We start from the raw sequence: 16,917 nt of genomic DNA, 5'->3' as shown, positions 1-16,917 counted from the left end.
ATTAATAAGTTTTGTTAGAATTCAAGATTCAATCCGGTTACGATCAGTTTTGTCAATGGTCTTTCGAAAGAACCCTCTCCTTCCGGATCATAATCTTTCACTTTTGAAAACGTGAAATAGTTTTTGGCGCTTACGTACCAGCGCAAACTACTGATATGAATTTTTTGGGTAAGTGTTTTAGGAAGCGTATACCCGATGGTGATATTTCTGATCTTTACAAATGATCCGTTTTTATAACCCAACGTAGTAGCAAAAGGCAATGAAGCTCTTGACACATTAATATTCGGGCGCGGATAATCGTTCGTGGGATTTTCGGGCGTCCAGTAATTCACGGCCGCTCCGTTTTCGATAGCATTGGGCTCAAACTTGTTTGCATAATCTGATACAAAGGTTTGTCCTATTCTTGCAAATACATATACATTCAGATCGAAGTTCCTGAAAGTAACATCGTTGCTGAAGCCAATGGTATATTTAGGTACAGCCGATCCTACAATAGTACGGTCGTAATTGGCGTCGATCTTTCCATCGGGTACGCCTTTGCTGCCGCTTAAATCGGCTACGCGAATATCGCCGGGTTTATAGCCAAAGCTTTTTGCTGCAGCAGAATCTGCGGTTTGCCAGATGCCAAGCTTTTGATAATCGTAGAACGATTTAACCGGTGAACCGATGAACAAACCGCTGGCGATATCGTTTATGCCGTTTACGAGGTCGGTGATGCGCTCTTTATTGCGGGTATAGGTGAGCGCGGTTGTCCAGGTAAGTTGGTTGGTTTGAATGTTCACGCTGCGCAATGACACTTCAATACCATTATTGCGTGTTTTACCAACATTCTCCACTACCCTTGCGTGGCCCGAAGAAGTGGGCAGGGGACGCAGCAGCAACAGATCATGTGTTTTTGAATCGTAATAATCAACACTACCCGATATTCTGTTCTTGAGCAAACCAAAGTCGATACCTATGTTTTGTGTTCCTGTTAATTCCCATTTCAAATCGCGGTTACCGTTTTGCGGATCATAACCATAGGCCTGCATGGTTTGATCGTTCCATGAAAACGGAATGAGTATTAAACCGGTATTGGTTGAATAGGGTTTAACAGCCGCATTACCTGCAATACCATAGCTGGCGCGTATTTTTAAATCGCTGAGTAAATGCTGCGAGGCCATAAAGTCTTCATCGATCACCCGCCATGCTACAGCAGCAGAGGGGAAGAAAGACCAGCGGTTAGCTTTGGTAAGTACTGAAGAACCATCGGCGCGGCCGGTTACTGTTAACAGGTATCTTCCTTTATAACCATAGTTTATTCTAAAGGCGCCCGATAACAGGTTGCTGCCGATATAATTGCTCCATATGGCCAGGTTCGAGGGGTTGTTCAGCAAGGCGTAGAACGATTGTCCGGGCACCAGCTGTCCTGTTCCCTGTGCGTAGGAACTATCCTGCTTGTTCGAAATATAACTGGTAACAGCTGTTACATCTACACAATGATCGGCAAACTTTTTTTGCCAGGTGATAATGTTTTCCCAGATCAGATCGGTTTGGGTAGCATTGGTAACTTTTGCCGATGAACCGGTAGAAGTTGAACGGCTGATAGAATTTTCGCCGTTGAACAATCCGTTTCTCGAACTACCATTCGTGATACCTAAATTAGAGCGGAGTGTAAGACTGCTGAACGGTTTCCATTCGGCATAGGCCGATGATAAGATACGGGTGGTATTTGTTTTGTTAACAAAAGTCCCCGGCAATTCTTCCAACAAGGGGTTTATCTGGTTGGCATTGCCGGGAAACTTAATTAGCGAACCGTCCGTAGCATAAGGTGTATAGTAGGGAATAACTTTATTAGCAACAGTTAATACGTTATCAGTTCTTCTGTTTTCATCGTACCAGGTTAGCTGGCTTTGCAATCCCACTTTAAAAGTTCCGATAATGGTTTGGTCGATATTGAGACGCAGCGTGTACCGGCTGCTGTAATCATTGGCCAGCAATCCTTTTTCCTTGAAATAATCGAATGAGAAGAACACTTTTGTTTTTTCACTGCCGGAGGCTACGTTCACACCATAATCCTGTTGCGAACCTTTCTTTAATAATAAACCGGGCCAGTAGGTCGAAACGCCGTTTTGAACAGCTGGAAGATCCGCTTTAAATATGCCTGCATCATCGGCACTCGATTTCCAGGCGCCGGCGGCGCGATTGGCTTCGCGTTTTAAGTTAGCATACTGCTCACCGTTCATCGGCACCGGATAACCCGTATCGTCGGTAACGCCATAGTATGCATTGGCCCCTACTCTTACTTTACCCGAAGCGCCTCTTTTGGTAGTAATGATAATTACGCCATTGGCGCCACGTGAACCGTATATAGCGGTTGATGCAGCATCTTTCAACACCTCCATCGACTGAATATCGTTGGGGTTGATGTCCTGAAAGTTTGAATACTGTATACCATCTACAATAAACAGCGGAGTATTTTGAGCAATGATCGACCGGTTACCCCTCACCGTTACATTCACATTACTGCCGGCGCCTCCACTGGTACGGGTGATATCAACTCCGGCTACTTTACCCTGAACACTTTCCATCACATTACCGGCCGGTACTTTTTTTACTTCATCGCCTTTTAATGAAACCACGGCTCCGGTCAGATCTCTTTTCTTTACAGTGCCATAACCGATTACGACAACGTTTTCGAGATTAGCCGCAGCAGACGCGAGCGAAATGCTGATCTGTGTTTTGTCGCCCACTTTTAATTCCTGCGGTTCAAAACCCACGTAGGAAAATACCAGTATATCGTCGTCCCCGGCAGATATATTAAATACACCCTGTTCGTTGGTGGAAGTTGCTTTTGTTGTGCCTTTTACGGTTACGGTTACTCCCGACAACGGCGACCCGTTTTGATCGGTAACCTTTCCCGAAACTTTTTTTTCGGTAGCCTGGCGGGTACCATCTTCATTAATAACGATCAGGTCGTTAGCCATGAACCTGTAGGTAAGTTCGGTTTGGGCAAACAAATAGTCGAGTGCTTGGCGTATACCTGCATTCTCAACATGAATAGATACCTTACGTTTGATGCCACGCAACTGATCGTTGTATAAAAAACGATAATGTGTTTGTTTTTCAATGTTCATTAAAATGCCGCCAATCTCGGCATTTTTATAGCTGAGGCTCAGTTTGTCTTGCCCAAAACCACGGGCCGACACCTGCAATACACCAACGAGCAAAAAGAAAGTAGTCATTTTCATAACAAGCAGCGCTTTGGAAAGCAACGGGTTTTTAACCCCCGTTCTAAAACTTTTCATACTTTAGTATTATTATGGGTTAAAAGAAATCTGGTCCCTGGTCCGCTAACCGCCTTACGAGTTATGACCGGGGAAGATGCAACACAAAAACTTAACCTGTAATGCACGGGGAATGCTGCTAACATTCTCCGTTTTTTTTATCCGCTATGTAGGATGCATGTTACTTCGATGATTTAATGAATATTTCATTGTTTTGAATTGTTGCGTTAAACGGAACCGCCGCCTTTAAGGCCGCAAAAGCCTGTTCCACAGTTTCATTTTCGAGCGACCCGTTGAAAACCAGTTGCCGTACGGCATCGTCTTCAAAATAAATCCTGATGTTATACCATCTTTCGAGCCTGTGGGCCAGCTGCTCAAAATTCTCTCCTCTGAACTCAAGCCGGTTATATACCCAGGCGGTTTCGATATGCTGATTTTCTTTTAGTGTACTATCGATATGAATGATATTCTGTACCCGAGTTTTGTTATCTGAATGAGCTGTAGTTGTTTCAGTTGCGATTTCAGCATCATTTTTACCTGCCGGCAGCACAATTTTTTCGTTGGGATGTAAATAAACAGGCGGCGCCTGTTTATCGTCTTTGCGGGTAATTTGCACCAGGCCCCTCATGAGCGTTGTTTCAATTGTTTTTTCGTCGGGATATGATTTTACATTGAAAGCCGTTCCCAGCACTTTGATATCAATTTTACCGGCATGAACGATAAAGGGCTTTTTCCCTTTGTTTCCCCCTCCACCGGAGGGGGCCAGGGGGAGGCTAACCACATCAAAAAAAGCTTCTCCCTCGAGCGTTACTTCACGGGCGGGGCCGCTGAAATCGGCATACACGATGCGCGATCCGGCATTGAGCCATACGGTAGAACCGTCGGGTAACAGGGTTCTTGTTTTACTGCCTTTGGGTGCAATAATTTCGTTGGCAGCCAGCGTAGGTTGCTTTCGGTTCCATTCCATAAAAAGCCATATACTCAATCCCAAACCGGTTAATACGGCTGCCCATGCCACTACTTTACGCCATTTTACCATTTTAAAAATCGTTGCCTTTATAGGAGGGTCGGCGGCTTTTTCGGCGGCCGACAATTGTAAAATGCGGCTGATCTTGTCGTTTTCTACCGGTTCTTCGTTCGTGGGGGTGTTCACCGGCCATAGCTGGTGTAGCATTTCGTACTGCTGCATCAGTTCGGGGTGTTGTTGCAGCAGGCGACTCAACTCCTCTTTATCGGCTTCCGTTGCATCACCACTCAAATTGCGTGACAATAAAAACCAGATTCGTTCAGGTGTATCCATGCTATCGTTTGTACGTTTACCATGGAAGGACAGGGAAATTGGAAAAGACCATTAAAGGAAAGAGAAATTTTTTTTCCAAGCATTAAAGAGAAGAAGTTGGGGGAAAAGTTTCAGGTTGCAGGTTGCAGGTTTCAGGTTGCAGGTTTCAAGTTTCAGGTTACAAGTTGCATATTTTCCCCTTATAGGGCCGCTGGTCCCGGGGAGCTTACCATGAAACCTGTAACTTGTAACCTGTAACTTATTTATACCTTATTAGTTATGGTTCTGGAAGTTCGATTCACCTGCAAGTCAGTGCATATTTTCTTAATGGCAATGGCCATTTGCACATCTACGGTGTTGATGGAAATATTAAGGATTTCAGCTACTTCGCGGTGTTTGAGGCCGTCTTCACGAACAAGTTTGAAGATCATTTTGCAGCGGGCGGGCAGATTTTCAACCGCCTGTTGCATTCGTTTCATCATTTCGGCCGTCACCAGTTGATTATAAGGATCGGTAACCATGTGACCGGTTTCGATATCAAGGTCATCGAAGGGGGCCCTGATCAGCTCGCTGGCTTTTTGGGAAATGGCGTTTAACGACCTGTTCTTTACTGCTACATACAGGTATACGGTTAAATTATCGATTTCGTTTATCCGGTGCCGGTTGCTCCATAATTTTACAAAAACATCCTCCACAATTTCTTCGGCCATTTCAGCAGAGCGGGTAATTACGCGGGCAAAATGATGCAAACGCTTATTGAATAACCGGTACAGTTCTGCCAGACATTGTTCATTTCCGGCATGTATACCCTGTTGAATATGTAGCAGGCTGGTAGTCATATTTTCTCAATAGGCAAAGTCCCGGCGTTAAATGTAATCATTTTATTTTAAGTCCGAAAGTCCGAAAGACCGAAAGTCGGAAAGAAAAACATCTGCATCATACTTGTTCCGATCTTCCGGACTTGCCGACTTCCGTACTTACGTACTACTCTACGCGAAACCAATCCACATCGGCAAAACCCGAATCATTTGTTTTTGTAGTACGGGAACAAAACAATCCCAGTTTGGCGCCGATCCATCGCCCGGTTTGGGCTGTGAATGGATCACCTGCACTGGTGAAATTTTTTCCATCTTCGCTGTATGAAAAGTTGCATATTGCGCCTTTGCTCACCTGCACACGGAGATATATTGTTGCCGATGTTATTTTACCGGGTGTTTTTTCATCTTCCGGTTTTCCCTGTTCGGCCTGTTTGCAGGTAACATAGGAAAGATAAATACCATCGGCTTTTTTAACAAGACCGATCCATGCATAATCGGAGCCCATTACCACCAGCCCTGTTTTTTCGCCTTCGAGCCTTGGTTTAAAATCGAGTTTGGTAGTTGCGGTAAATGCTTCGGCCGGAAACTTCTGCATTAATACATTCGGTACAAACCAAAGGTTTTTAGTGGTATCGGCAACCTGCCACGAAAACAACCGCAGGTATCCATTACCGGGAAAAGCCCAATAAGGTTTTGGATTCGCCTGCCATTGCCACTGCAGCCCCATTTCAGATTCGTTAAACTCATCTGATTCCTGCGGAGTTTGAACCGGATATACTTTACCAACATTTGGTTTTTTATACACCAGCACCGGTTCGCCTTTCCCATCACCGTCCTTATCAACTCCAATAACGGGCCAGTTGTTTACCCACTTCATCGGTTGCAGATGAACGATACGTCCGTAAGCGCCCTTATCCTGAAAATGCAGGAACCAGTCTTCACCGGTTTTGGTATCAACCCAGGCGCCCTGGTGCGGACCATTTATAGATGAACTGCCCTGATCCATCACCACTTTTCTTTCATAAGGGCCATAAATATTTTTTGAACGCAATACCAGTTGCCATCCGGTGCCTACACCGCCCGCCGGTGCAAATATGTAATAATACCCGTTGCGTTTGTACAGTTTCGGACCTTCGAGGGTTGGATCCTGATCGTGGCCGTCGAAAACCAGCACGCCGTTATCGGTAACTTTTGTTCCGGTGGCATCGAGCGTTTTTATTACCACAATGCTTTTTATGCCGGCGCGGCTGCCCGCATAGGCATGTACGAGATATACCTTGCCGTTATCATCCCAAAGCGGACAGGGATCTATCAATCCTTTGCCACCTTCTACCAGTATGGGCTCTGTCCACGGACCGGTAATGTTCTTTGCTTTTACCACATAAATACCAAAATCGGGATCGGGATAATAAATATAAAATTCGCCATTATGATAGCGGATGGCAGGCGCCCATACGCCATTGCCATGTTGTACCTGTGAAAAATGATCTAAAGGCGGCTGACGCTTTAATGCATGGCCGATGATCGTCCAGTTAACAAGGTCTTTCGAATGCAGAATGGGCAATCCCGGAATGCCGTCGAAGCTGGAGGCAACGAGATAATAATCATCTCCTACCCTGCAGGCATCGGGGTCGCTATAATCGGCAAACAGCACCGGGTTTTTATAAGTGCCGTTTTTATTATCGGCCACCCATACTTTTGAAACGTAGGGTTGCTGAGCGGTTGAATACAATGCGGTAAATAAAGCACCAAATACAAATAATTTCTTCATTATGATTTATTTCGTCAATCGGCAAACGTGAAAAGGCAAACGGCAAACGTGAAACGTGAAAAGGCAAATCGCTCCATTAATGTCAACTTGTTAACTTATAAACCTGTTAACCTGTCAACTTCCTACTTCATACTTCCTACTTCAATAACCAAGTATATTTTTCAAAGTATACTGCTTCACCTCCTTCTTAGTCAACTGATGCGACCAGGCAACGCGGCCCGATGGATTGGCGCCGGGTCCGGTGCTGTTGTATTCGGCATAATAAGTCGTTTTTTCATTTTCGGCATTGCGCCAGTTATCCCATCCGGCAGGTGCAATATGACTTCCCATATCGGTGTTAATGAATACAGTTTTGGCATGAGGCCGCCAGGGGCGTCCTAAAAATACTTTGGTAACCCCCGTATCTGCAATCAGTGAACAATTAAGAAATACAAAACCATGTGCCTGCGAGGGCGTAGTGGAAGCGGCTGTTATAAAAGAGTTCAACAAACTTTTGATGGAGCAATTTTCGAACACAGCAGTAGCCCGGCCAAAAATAAAATCTGTAGTGCCTTCAATAAAACAATTATAATAATGTTGCGGACTACCTACTACATATAAAGTATCCTGATTGCCTAATAAACGGCAATGTTTTACTTCACAGTGATCGCCTTCCACATGCAATGCTACTGCCTGTCCTACCCGGCCGGCTGTATTTTGAATGGTAAGATACTCAACTGAACAAAAATTGCCCTGTATCAGCACCGTATAGGAAGTGAAAGTACTGAACTTATCGCGCCCGGTGGCATCTTTACCGCATGGTAAAGGCTTACCTGAATAGTCGTCATTGGTAATGATGGTGCTATCGGGGTTTTCACCTATCAATGTGATGGCAGTTTTCCACGAGGGAATTACCAGTTTTTCGTGATACACTCCTTTCTTAATAAAAATAATAACCTGCACCTGCGAAAAATCGCGCACGGCATTTACCGCTTCCTGTATGGTTTTATAATCGCCGCTGCCATCCTGTGCTACTGTTAATTTTGACGGATAGGTTTGCTGTTGGGCCATGGCAATCATACCGGCAAACAGCAGCGTAATAAGCACAAAAGATCTTTTCATGTTGTCAGTAATGAATCGTCAATGCCCGCCCCGGATGACCCGATCGGACGGGGTCAATGGTGAATAGTGGCCGAAGTTATAACAAACTCATTTTATTCAGGCTCCTTATATTGAAAAAAACGGGCCAACGTTTGCATTGAAAATCGCGAATGGTCAATGGCGAATGGTGAATAGTGAACAAAGCCGTGCCGCGGTGTTCATACGCAGCACGGCTTTGTATTTTTCACGTTTGCCATTTGACGTTTGCCGTTTTCACGTTTGTCGTTTGCCGGCATTATTGTTTTATAAATCTCAATAACACACGTTCATTTAATCGCGTAAACTCAACAAAATACATTCCGTTCGGCAATCCGCTTATGTACACGGTTGTTGACCCGGTATTTGATTTTGTTTGATATGTTCCCATTAAATTTCCATTGGCATTGTATATCCTGCAGAATCCAACGGTATATAATTTAGGATGATAAATGATTACATAGTCGCGCGCAGGGTTGGGATTGATGGTGTATTCGGTATAAGCCGTACCTGTAACAGTTGTATTAACGACTGTTGCACCATTTACCTGCACCACCATGTTGCCATCGAAGGTACCGGCCGATTTTGCGTTTAACCGTATCATCAGGCTCTTTGTTACAGTAGCACCCAGCGCTGGCGTAAGCGAATACGGCGATGTGTTCGTAATCCACGTTTTACCTGTATCAACCGATATTTCGTAATTAGCCGGCGGAGTAATAATAATGGTGCCGGGCACATTTGCAATGGTAAGTACTGCTGTTTGCACATCCGATGGCTTACCCACTGTTTGTAAAAAGCTGTGCAGGGTATTAACAAACGTTGTTACAACGGGGTTCAGTGTTTGTCCGGTTACAGCTACATTCATCGTGACAGCACCCGTAGAAGCATTGGTAATATTGCCTGCATAGGTACCGGCGGCAGATGCATTTAACCGAACGCTGATGGTAGCAGGCATAATAGTGTCAACATTACGGGCAACCACCAGTGCAGTACTGCTGTTGTACCAGTTAGTGCCATCGGCCGATACCTCAAATCCTGCAGGCGGTGTAATCGTTACATCGGCAGTAAGGTGAGCAGCCGTAAGCGTATAGGTTTTAACAGCCGAAGGGGCGCCTGTTGTTTGCATAAATTTATCGGGGCTGCCGGTAACAGTAATAACCGGGGGCAATACTGCGATACCTGTTACAGCCACATTTTGCGTGGTAACACCAGTAGCCGTATGCATAATAGAACCTGCATATGTACCAGGTGTTGTTGCATTCAGTTGTACCCTGATGGTAGTGGTTGGTACTGTTCCTTTTGTTTGGGTAAGCACAAGCGGTGTTGTATTGGTGAACCAGTTTGTTCCGTTTGTTGAAACCTGGTATCCTGCAGGCGGCGTAATCGTAATGTTGCCGGCCAGGTTGCTGCCCGATACCGTGTAGGTTTGAACTGCAGAAGGACTACCAATAGTTTGCGAAAATGATATAAGCGTGCCTGTTGTAGTAACACCAGGCGTGAGCGGCACACTGCTTACTACAAACGCACCGAATTTAGTAAGGTTAGCTCCTGCCACTGTATATGGTGCAGCTAAAGTACCGCTGCCACCGGCTGTTGTAGTAATGGCCGACCATACGTTATTCTGATAATTGTACAGAGATGCATTGGCCGGTGTAAATGCCGAACCCTGATCTGTTGTTAACCAGCCAAGCGTAAGGCCTACATTAGCGGCGCCCGAAGCGTTATCGGGTGTAATGCTCCATTGCTTTCTTACAATCCTGGTAGTATCGCTGATACTATAATCACTTGTATCTTTTACACTCACACTAAAGTTATCGGCAGTGCCGCTGTTGGTAAGGGTAGCCGGCGTATAAGATGAAACAGAAGAGCCTACCGGGAATAATACGTTACCGAGTGTGCTGTTAACTGTTTGTTTCAGTGTACCGGTTCCGTTTGTTACAATATAATTGGCCGGCACATTGCCCATGATGGTTGTATCGGCGAGCGTGTTGTTACCAAGTAATAATTTTCCGGCTGTTAAATTCACGATGCCGGCAGTTAATACTGCAGATAAAGTAACATTATTGCTGTTGTTGATGGTGAGCGTATGCACACCGGCGGGCAAGGTAGCACCGGTTGTTTGTGCAGCCGATCCGTTAAAGGTGTAATTACCGTTGGTGCTGTATTGTTTGGTGCCGGTATTGGCAAAGTTGCCATCGATACCTGTTGCTGCACCAAAGCTTACTGAAGCACCATCGGCAACAGTGGTAGTTCCTGCACCGCTTACCACGCTGGCGCCTGTGATCAGTGTTCCGTTCACCACCAAACCAAAACCAGCTGTTGGTACGGTAAGGTTGGCGCCCAGCGTATAATATCCGTTCACGAATATCCAGGTATTATTGAGCGTACCTATATGCGCAAATGTTTTATTGCTGCCGTTTAATTTAAGATATAAAGGATCGGTGTTCTTCATATTGGCGCCAAAGGTTCCGCCGGTCACTTTAAAGTCGCCTGCCACTACCATGGAGTCGGTTATACCTGAAGCGCTTTCATTAAAGTACACGCTGCCGCCGGTTTGAATATAATTACCGCCGATACGGAAGGTGGCGGTAGCCTGCGATAAGGCAATATAGGTGGTACCGGTGCTTTGTACGGTAAAGTTGCCGGTTACAGCAGCCAGCGTATTACGCAATGCAAAATAATTCTGTTGCGCCGTACAGTTCCATACCATGTTGCTTACGGTAGTGGGTGTTGTAAACAAATTGGTTTGCGCTGTTTTTATACCGGTTACCAGTAAAGTACTTCCCGATGCAAACGAAACGCGTGCAGGCAAACCGCCGTTCATATCGTGCTGGTAGGTGCCCGTAGCCGCTACTGCTACCGAATCGGCAGTATTAAAGCCCAATGTACCTGAGTTTACAAATTTACCATTGATCTGGTATACCACTTTGCTATTGGTTGCTATAGTGCCGAGGTTGGTAAGCGTACCATCTACCTGCAGCACAGTTTGGGTGCCATCGATACCGGCCACCTGCAGTTTTTGACCTGCGGCAACCACCAGCTGACCGCCGCTGGCAATCACGGTTTTTTGAATATATCCATACCCATTGGTGAATGACGTAGTATAACTAACAGTATGGCCGTTTTGAATAGTTGCCGTATTTACACCGCCATCATAGGCCGGGTAATCGGTAAGCGCAGCAGCTGCTGTCCAGACTGTACCATTGTATTTTTGCCAGGTAGCGGTGTCGCTCCATTCGCCTGATTTTACAGAGCGGTAATCGCCTGCAACAGGATTTTTAGTGGAGCTTCCTTTTACAATAACATTTTTAAGTTGAAGATATCTTCCTGCACTGGTTGAACCGGTACAATTATAAATACGGAACGACAATGTATCGCCTGCTTTTACCGACACACCTGAAGAGCCATTTAACAACAGGGCAAACACATCGGTAACACCTGACGTTTGATTACTTAAATCAAAGGCCCCGGTGAAGGTGCCGCTGGTGCCGGGCGTTAGGCCTGTTCCGTTTTTGATGGCAACTTTTATTTCGGTTGAATCGGTTCTGAAATTAGTTGTTGAGTAAACTACTGCCAGTTTGGTGCTGCTCGATGTATTATAAAATGCGGCCGACAGAATAATTGAATCAACTTTTACCGTATGGGTCGATGCAGCTACTACTGTAAACTGCTGGTAAATGCTTCTGTTCAATGTTCCGCCGGGACCACCTTTGGCAGTTGTCCAGTAACCGTCGGCGGTAGCACCATAAGCTTGTCCGCGTAAAGCAGAATAAGCAGGTACTGCTGCTACTGTTACGCCATCGCTCAGCACGAGATTTTTGAATGCCGGCGTTGTGCCGGTTACACCAACGGCCCGTATTGCAGCACTATCGGCATTATTGGTTGTTAACGGCCATTGCTCAAGCACTATAGAGCCTGAGCTCAGCGGATCTGTTTGAATGGTGCCGCTTACAGCTATGTTTACACTGGCAGCGTTGGTACTGGCATTTACAATGTTCCCATTCCAGGTACCTGCTACGGTACCATTTAATCGTATAGATACATAGGTATTGGCTACTACGCCGTTCGATTGAGTTATAATAAGTGGCGTAGTGCTGTTATACCAGTTGGTATTATCAACCGAAACTTCATAAGGCGCAGGCGGCGTAATCGTAATGTTATCCATTAAGTTGGCGCCCGATACCACATAGGTTTGTGTAGCAGATGGCGTACCCAGTCCCTGCAGGAAACTGCCCAACGAGCCCGACACAGTAATAGTAGGCGTGCTCACTACCGACGTTGTATCGGATGTAATACCTGTAAAACCACTCTTTGAAGCCTTTACTATATAATAATAAGTTTGACCGGGCGGCGGAATGTTTTCGGTAAAGCTGAAGTTGCAGGCAGAGTCTTCGGTACTAACCTGGCTGCTTATCATCGAGAAATTGGTTTTGTCGTTACTTCTGTACAACTCACAGGTAACGCCGGTCATCGGCCACGACAAATTCCAGGTAATGGTTGATGTACTGGTGCCTTTTTTGGCAACAAGGTTCGATACAGACAATTCGGGTTTAAACGTTGCGCTCAGCTCAGACCATACCGCATAAGGATTCCAGTTGGTCATGGCCGGCGTATTGGCATTTATAAACACCGTATCGTTGTTGTAATAATTTACAGCCTCAGCAGCGGTCAGCTGTTTTGACCAGCTTACACGGCCGCTCACGTCAACCGCCGTTCCATCGTATTTTTTTGAATTATATTCACCATAGGTAATATAACTGGTAGTAGTACCCGCATCCCAGGTGCTCCAACCGTAGGGCTGTACGGTAGAGCCCATTGTGGTATTCAGGAACACGGTTTTGTTGCGCGATTTGGCAGCATCAGCTGTACCGGCATCATTTTGCCAGGGGCGACCCAGTGAATACAGGGTAAAGCCCCTGTTCTTTGTGATCTTACAATCTCTGAACACATAGCCGTAAAGTGATTCGGCTTTGGTGTTCACCGCAGTTACATAACCGCCGGTGCCATTGTCTAACCTGGTTCTTGGATATATAATACAGGTGTCAAAGATTATAGTTGAAGAACCGAACATGAAATCGGTATTTCCATCTATATAACAGTTCTTAAAATAACAACGTGTTGCTTTATTGTTACCGCCATAATAGGTATCCTGTCCGCTATTGAACCGGGTGTTATAAAACACCACCCTGTCGGAAGTGGTGTATACGGCAACTGCCTGCGGGCCATCACCGGGCGCGGGCACTGCTGCATTGGCATCGATACCATAGCCGGTTGAATTTTCAATGGAGAGGTTCATAACCATTACATCTGCCGCATTAACGATCAATGTAGCGCAGGTAGAAGTGCCATAGGTGCCGCCGGCAGGATTGGCTTTACCTGAATAGTTATCGTACGAAAGAATGGTTTCGGCCAGGCTTTCACCTACCAGTTGAATAAAAGGTTTGGTAGATGGAATATTTACCGTTTCAACATACTTGCCTTTTCTTATAAAGATTTTATACGGCGCAGTTTGCGAGGCGGGCGCTGCATTGATCGCCGCCTGTATGCTGGTATAATCGCCGCTGCCGTCTTTGGCAACTACCAGTTTTGTACCTGTTGGCGGGGGCGTGCCTGCATTTACGGTAGCACCGCTTACTGCCATATTAATGCTGGTTGCACCGGTGCTGCTTATTACAATGTTTCCAGAATACGTACCGGCTGCCGCCGCATTTAAACGAACCGAAACCGTTGTACCCGAAACAGTGCCATTGGTAGCTGTTAATGTAACAGCCGAAGCGCTCCAGGTAGTGCCATTGTTCACCGATATTTCAAAATTCGTAACCGGTGTAATGGTTATATTATTGGTTAACCCTGTGCCCGAAACAGTAAATGTTTGTACCGGTGAAGGCGTACCCTTTGTTTGGCTAAATGCTGTTAAACTGCCTGTTGCACTGATGGTGGGCGTTGGTGTACCGGTTTCATCGATCATAATATTTGCCGATGCAGGCGTGGCGCAGTAATTATATGCCTTATCGGCTGTAAAAACGTAATAATAATATCTTGTATCGGCTGTGATGAGCGTATCAACATCGGTAAATGATGTATTGGTTCCCAGGTAAACCACTTTGTAACCGCTGCCCATTTCATTACCTGCAATATATACGCCGTTGGCATTGGGAACAGGTGCGGTTGACGAAGTACCGCGCACCACTACATAACCGCCGCCATCTACTCCGGTTGATGGGGCCGTCCAGTTTACTGTAATGGAATTATTATTAGCATTGCCGGTAGCAGCGGGAGAAGTGGGCGCATCGGGCGCTGTGGCATCTGCTGCAGAACCGGGATATACAACAAAGTCATCGATATCAAAAAAAGGCGACTGAGGTGTAGCGATTTTAAACCCTGCGTAGGTATTGGTAGGTGTTCCGGAAGAGCTTGTTACATTGCCTGTATAAAGCACCCATGTACCAACAGGCGTTGCTGAACTTAATGAAGCAGCTGCCGAAGAAATCGTACCTGAACCTCCTAAAGCCCCAACTGTAGTTAACCAGCCCGATAACGTAGTAGTACTGCTTAATTGCGCCGGTACCCGGTACCAGAACTGAATCATATATGAAGTGCCGGCCGTTAAAGGGGTGGTTGTTAATACAGGCGAATACGCATACTTATTACTGGTGCTTGCCTGTGTATAATGATAATATTTTGAACCGGTTCTGGCATCGGATGTGGCAATATTAAATGTGGCAGAAGTTTCCCACTGAGTGGTTGACGTGTGGGCAGATGTTGATGGTAAAGCAGTATAAGATCCTGCTGTTTGTTTTTCAAATCCACCATCCATATCAACAGAACTGCCCAGGCCGTTCGCAATGGTACTGTATATACCTGTTAGCGCTACACTTACATTTGTTGCACCTGAACTTATATGGGTAATATTACCGGCATAGGTACCCTGTGCCGAAGCATTTAAACGAACCATTATACTGGTACTGCTTAAAGTGCCTGAAACAGGTGTTAAAACAATCGGGCTGGAAGGGCCATACCAGGTAGTACCATCGAGCGATAATTCATACGATGCGGGAGGCGTAACCGTAACGCTTCCTGTGAGATTGTAGCCTGCTACTGTATAGGTTTGCGTAGCAGATGGCGTACTGCTGGTTTGAGAAAAGCTTTTTAATGATCCGCCAATTGCAATGGCCGGTTCGATATTTGTTACGCCGTTCAGATAATTCTCCAACATGGTATATCCACTGGCATCATAGGCATTGCGGTCTGATGCATCGTTGGGGTTTAACGAATGGCTGGTTTCCCATGCATCGGGCATACCATCGTGATCGGTATCGGTAGGAGCGGTAGTAGAATTTAATGTAGGCCATGCATTTACTGTTAAGCTATAAGCGGTTCCATGCGGATAACCACCCTGCACATCGATGATGCGGCCTGTTCTGTTGCGCACATCATTTACGATGCGCTGGTCGAGTGTATCGCGCCGGGGTAAAATGGCGCCGGCACTTTGCAGCACCGAATCATAGGCAGTTAAAGGGCTATGTGTAGTTACTGTAAAACCCAGATCAAAAGGAGTTGTTACTTTGGCCATGGATGTGTCGTACCCCTGATCCATTACCACGCCCGACCAGTTGTTATTGGTATTGGTGGTGGAACCATCAACATAATTACCGTTCACATACCATTTTCCAAAGGGAATCGATGAGTTGTAATAAGTGGGATTGCATACGCGGTACTTTGAACCCGAAGTGGTATTAGGCCCCCATTTATAATAGTTATTCACTACGTTGTAATTTCCTCCTTCGCCACCATAAACGGTATTGATGCCCCAGTTATAAATTACATTGTTACGGAAGTCAACATTTTCAATACCGGCTGTACTGGGCGAGTAGGTACTGATGCCTGCAAAACGCGGATTACGGTTGCGGCAATCGGCAAAAAGGTTATGGTGAATTGTTCCGTGTTTTGCACCCTGAATGCCTCCGTAGCCGTGCTGCTCATAATCTGTATCTCCGGTTTCGAAGTGATATGAATAATTCAACGGTTCGGTAATAAAACAATATTGTATAGTGAGGTTATCGCCTCTGTAAATTGTTAAACATTCATCGTCGCTCCAGCTTACACTGCAATGATCGACGATGACGTTGCTCACCTCTGTGCCGCCAAACGAATCGTCGCCCCCGCTGCCATCAACCATACCTTTGTTTTGGTTTTTATCACCCATTCTGAAGCGCATGTACCGCACAATTACATTATTTCCGCTGATCACTACGGGGTAATCGGCTACGCAAATACCATCACCCGGAGCGGTTTGTCCGGCAATAGTAACATTATCCCTGATGTTTAATTTTGAATTGAGGTGAATGGTGCCCGACACCCTGAACACAATGGTACGGTAGGTGGCAGTTGCCGTCAATGCATACCGCAAACTACCAACGCTACCATCGTCGTTTAAATTAGTTACTTCGAAAACTGTAGTAGGTGATGTTGAAGTACCCCGGCCGCCGGTTGTATACATACCGGCTCCTTCGGCTCCCGGGAATGAAGGCTGTTGCGCCTGTGTACTGATAACAGCTGTAATGAAAAAGATAACTACAATGAATAATTGTTTGAAACAATGCGCAATACAGCGGGTAAAAATTTGCATAAGCAATCGTTTGGTTGTTATATCGTGAAACGGCAAAC

At 45.7% G+C, this 16,917-nt stretch carries 6 protein-coding genes; all 6 read right to left on the bottom strand.

Going from position 1 to position 16,917, the window contains the following annotated elements; translation table 11 throughout:
• Positions 1 to 14 precede the first annotated feature (14 nt).
• Positions 15 to 3,287, bottom strand: coding sequence for a TonB-dependent receptor (locus AC59IL_RS33290; protein ID WP_496556579.1), 3,273 nt, complete (start codon positions 3,285 to 3,287; stop codon positions 15 to 17).
• Positions 3,288 to 3,447: 160 nt separating this feature from the next.
• Positions 3,448 to 4,566: a FecR family protein gene (locus AC59IL_RS33285; protein WP_496556578.1), complete on the bottom strand. Its 1,119-nt coding sequence runs from the start codon at positions 4,564 to 4,566 to the stop codon at positions 3,448 to 3,450.
• A 242-nt stretch (positions 4,567 to 4,808) separates the two neighbouring features.
• The gene (locus AC59IL_RS33280) at positions 4,809 to 5,384 is read right to left on the bottom strand and encodes an RNA polymerase sigma-70 factor (protein ID WP_496556577.1); all 576 of its coding nucleotides are present in this window, start codon (positions 5,382 to 5,384) and stop codon (positions 4,809 to 4,811) included.
• A gap of 145 nt (positions 5,385 to 5,529) precedes the next feature.
• Positions 5,530 to 7,134 carry a glycoside hydrolase family 43 protein gene (locus AC59IL_RS33275; RefSeq protein ID WP_496556576.1) on the bottom strand — a complete coding sequence of 535 codons (1,605 nt, stop codon included), beginning with the start codon at positions 7,132 to 7,134 and terminating at the stop codon, positions 5,530 to 5,532.
• A gap of 141 nt (positions 7,135 to 7,275) precedes the next feature.
• Complete coding sequence (locus AC59IL_RS33270; RefSeq protein WP_496556575.1) at positions 7,276 to 8,235, bottom strand: pectinesterase family protein; 960 nt, start codon at positions 8,233 to 8,235, stop codon at positions 7,276 to 7,278.
• Positions 8,236 to 8,509: 274 nt separating this feature from the next.
• The gene (locus AC59IL_RS33265) at positions 8,510 to 16,879 is read right to left on the bottom strand and encodes a pectinesterase family protein (RefSeq protein WP_496556574.1); all 8,370 of its coding nucleotides are present in this window, start codon (positions 16,877 to 16,879) and stop codon (positions 8,510 to 8,512) included.
• Positions 16,880 to 16,917: the final 38 nt, after the last annotated feature.

This window comes from Niastella sp. sgz303648 (assembly GCF_059587045.1).
The sequence above is the reverse complement of the archived record's forward strand: the minus strand, read 5'-3'. Positions and strand labels throughout refer to the sequence as shown.

What these genes read in the sequence shown, in the direction of transcription:
- AC59IL_RS33290 (WP_496556579.1), bottom strand. Translation starts at nt 3,287, where the DNA reads ATGAAAAGTTTTAGAACGGGGGTTAAAAACCCGTTGCTTTCCAAAGCG.
- AC59IL_RS33280 (WP_496556577.1), bottom strand. Translation starts at nt 5,384, where the DNA reads ATGACTACCAGCCTGCTACATATTCAACAGGGTATACATGCCGGAAAT.
- AC59IL_RS33270 (WP_496556575.1), bottom strand. Translation starts at nt 8,235, where the DNA reads ATGAAAAGATCTTTTGTGCTTATTACGCTGCTGTTTGCCGGTATGATT.
- AC59IL_RS33285 (WP_496556578.1), bottom strand. Translation starts at nt 4,566, where the DNA reads ATGGATACACCTGAACGAATCTGGTTTTTATTGTCACGCAATTTGAGT.
- AC59IL_RS33265 (WP_496556574.1), bottom strand. Translation starts at nt 16,879, where the DNA reads ATGCAAATTTTTACCCGCTGTATTGCGCATTGTTTCAAACAATTATTC.
- AC59IL_RS33275 (WP_496556576.1), bottom strand. Translation starts at nt 7,134, where the DNA reads ATGAAGAAATTATTTGTATTTGGTGCTTTATTTACCGCATTGTATTCA.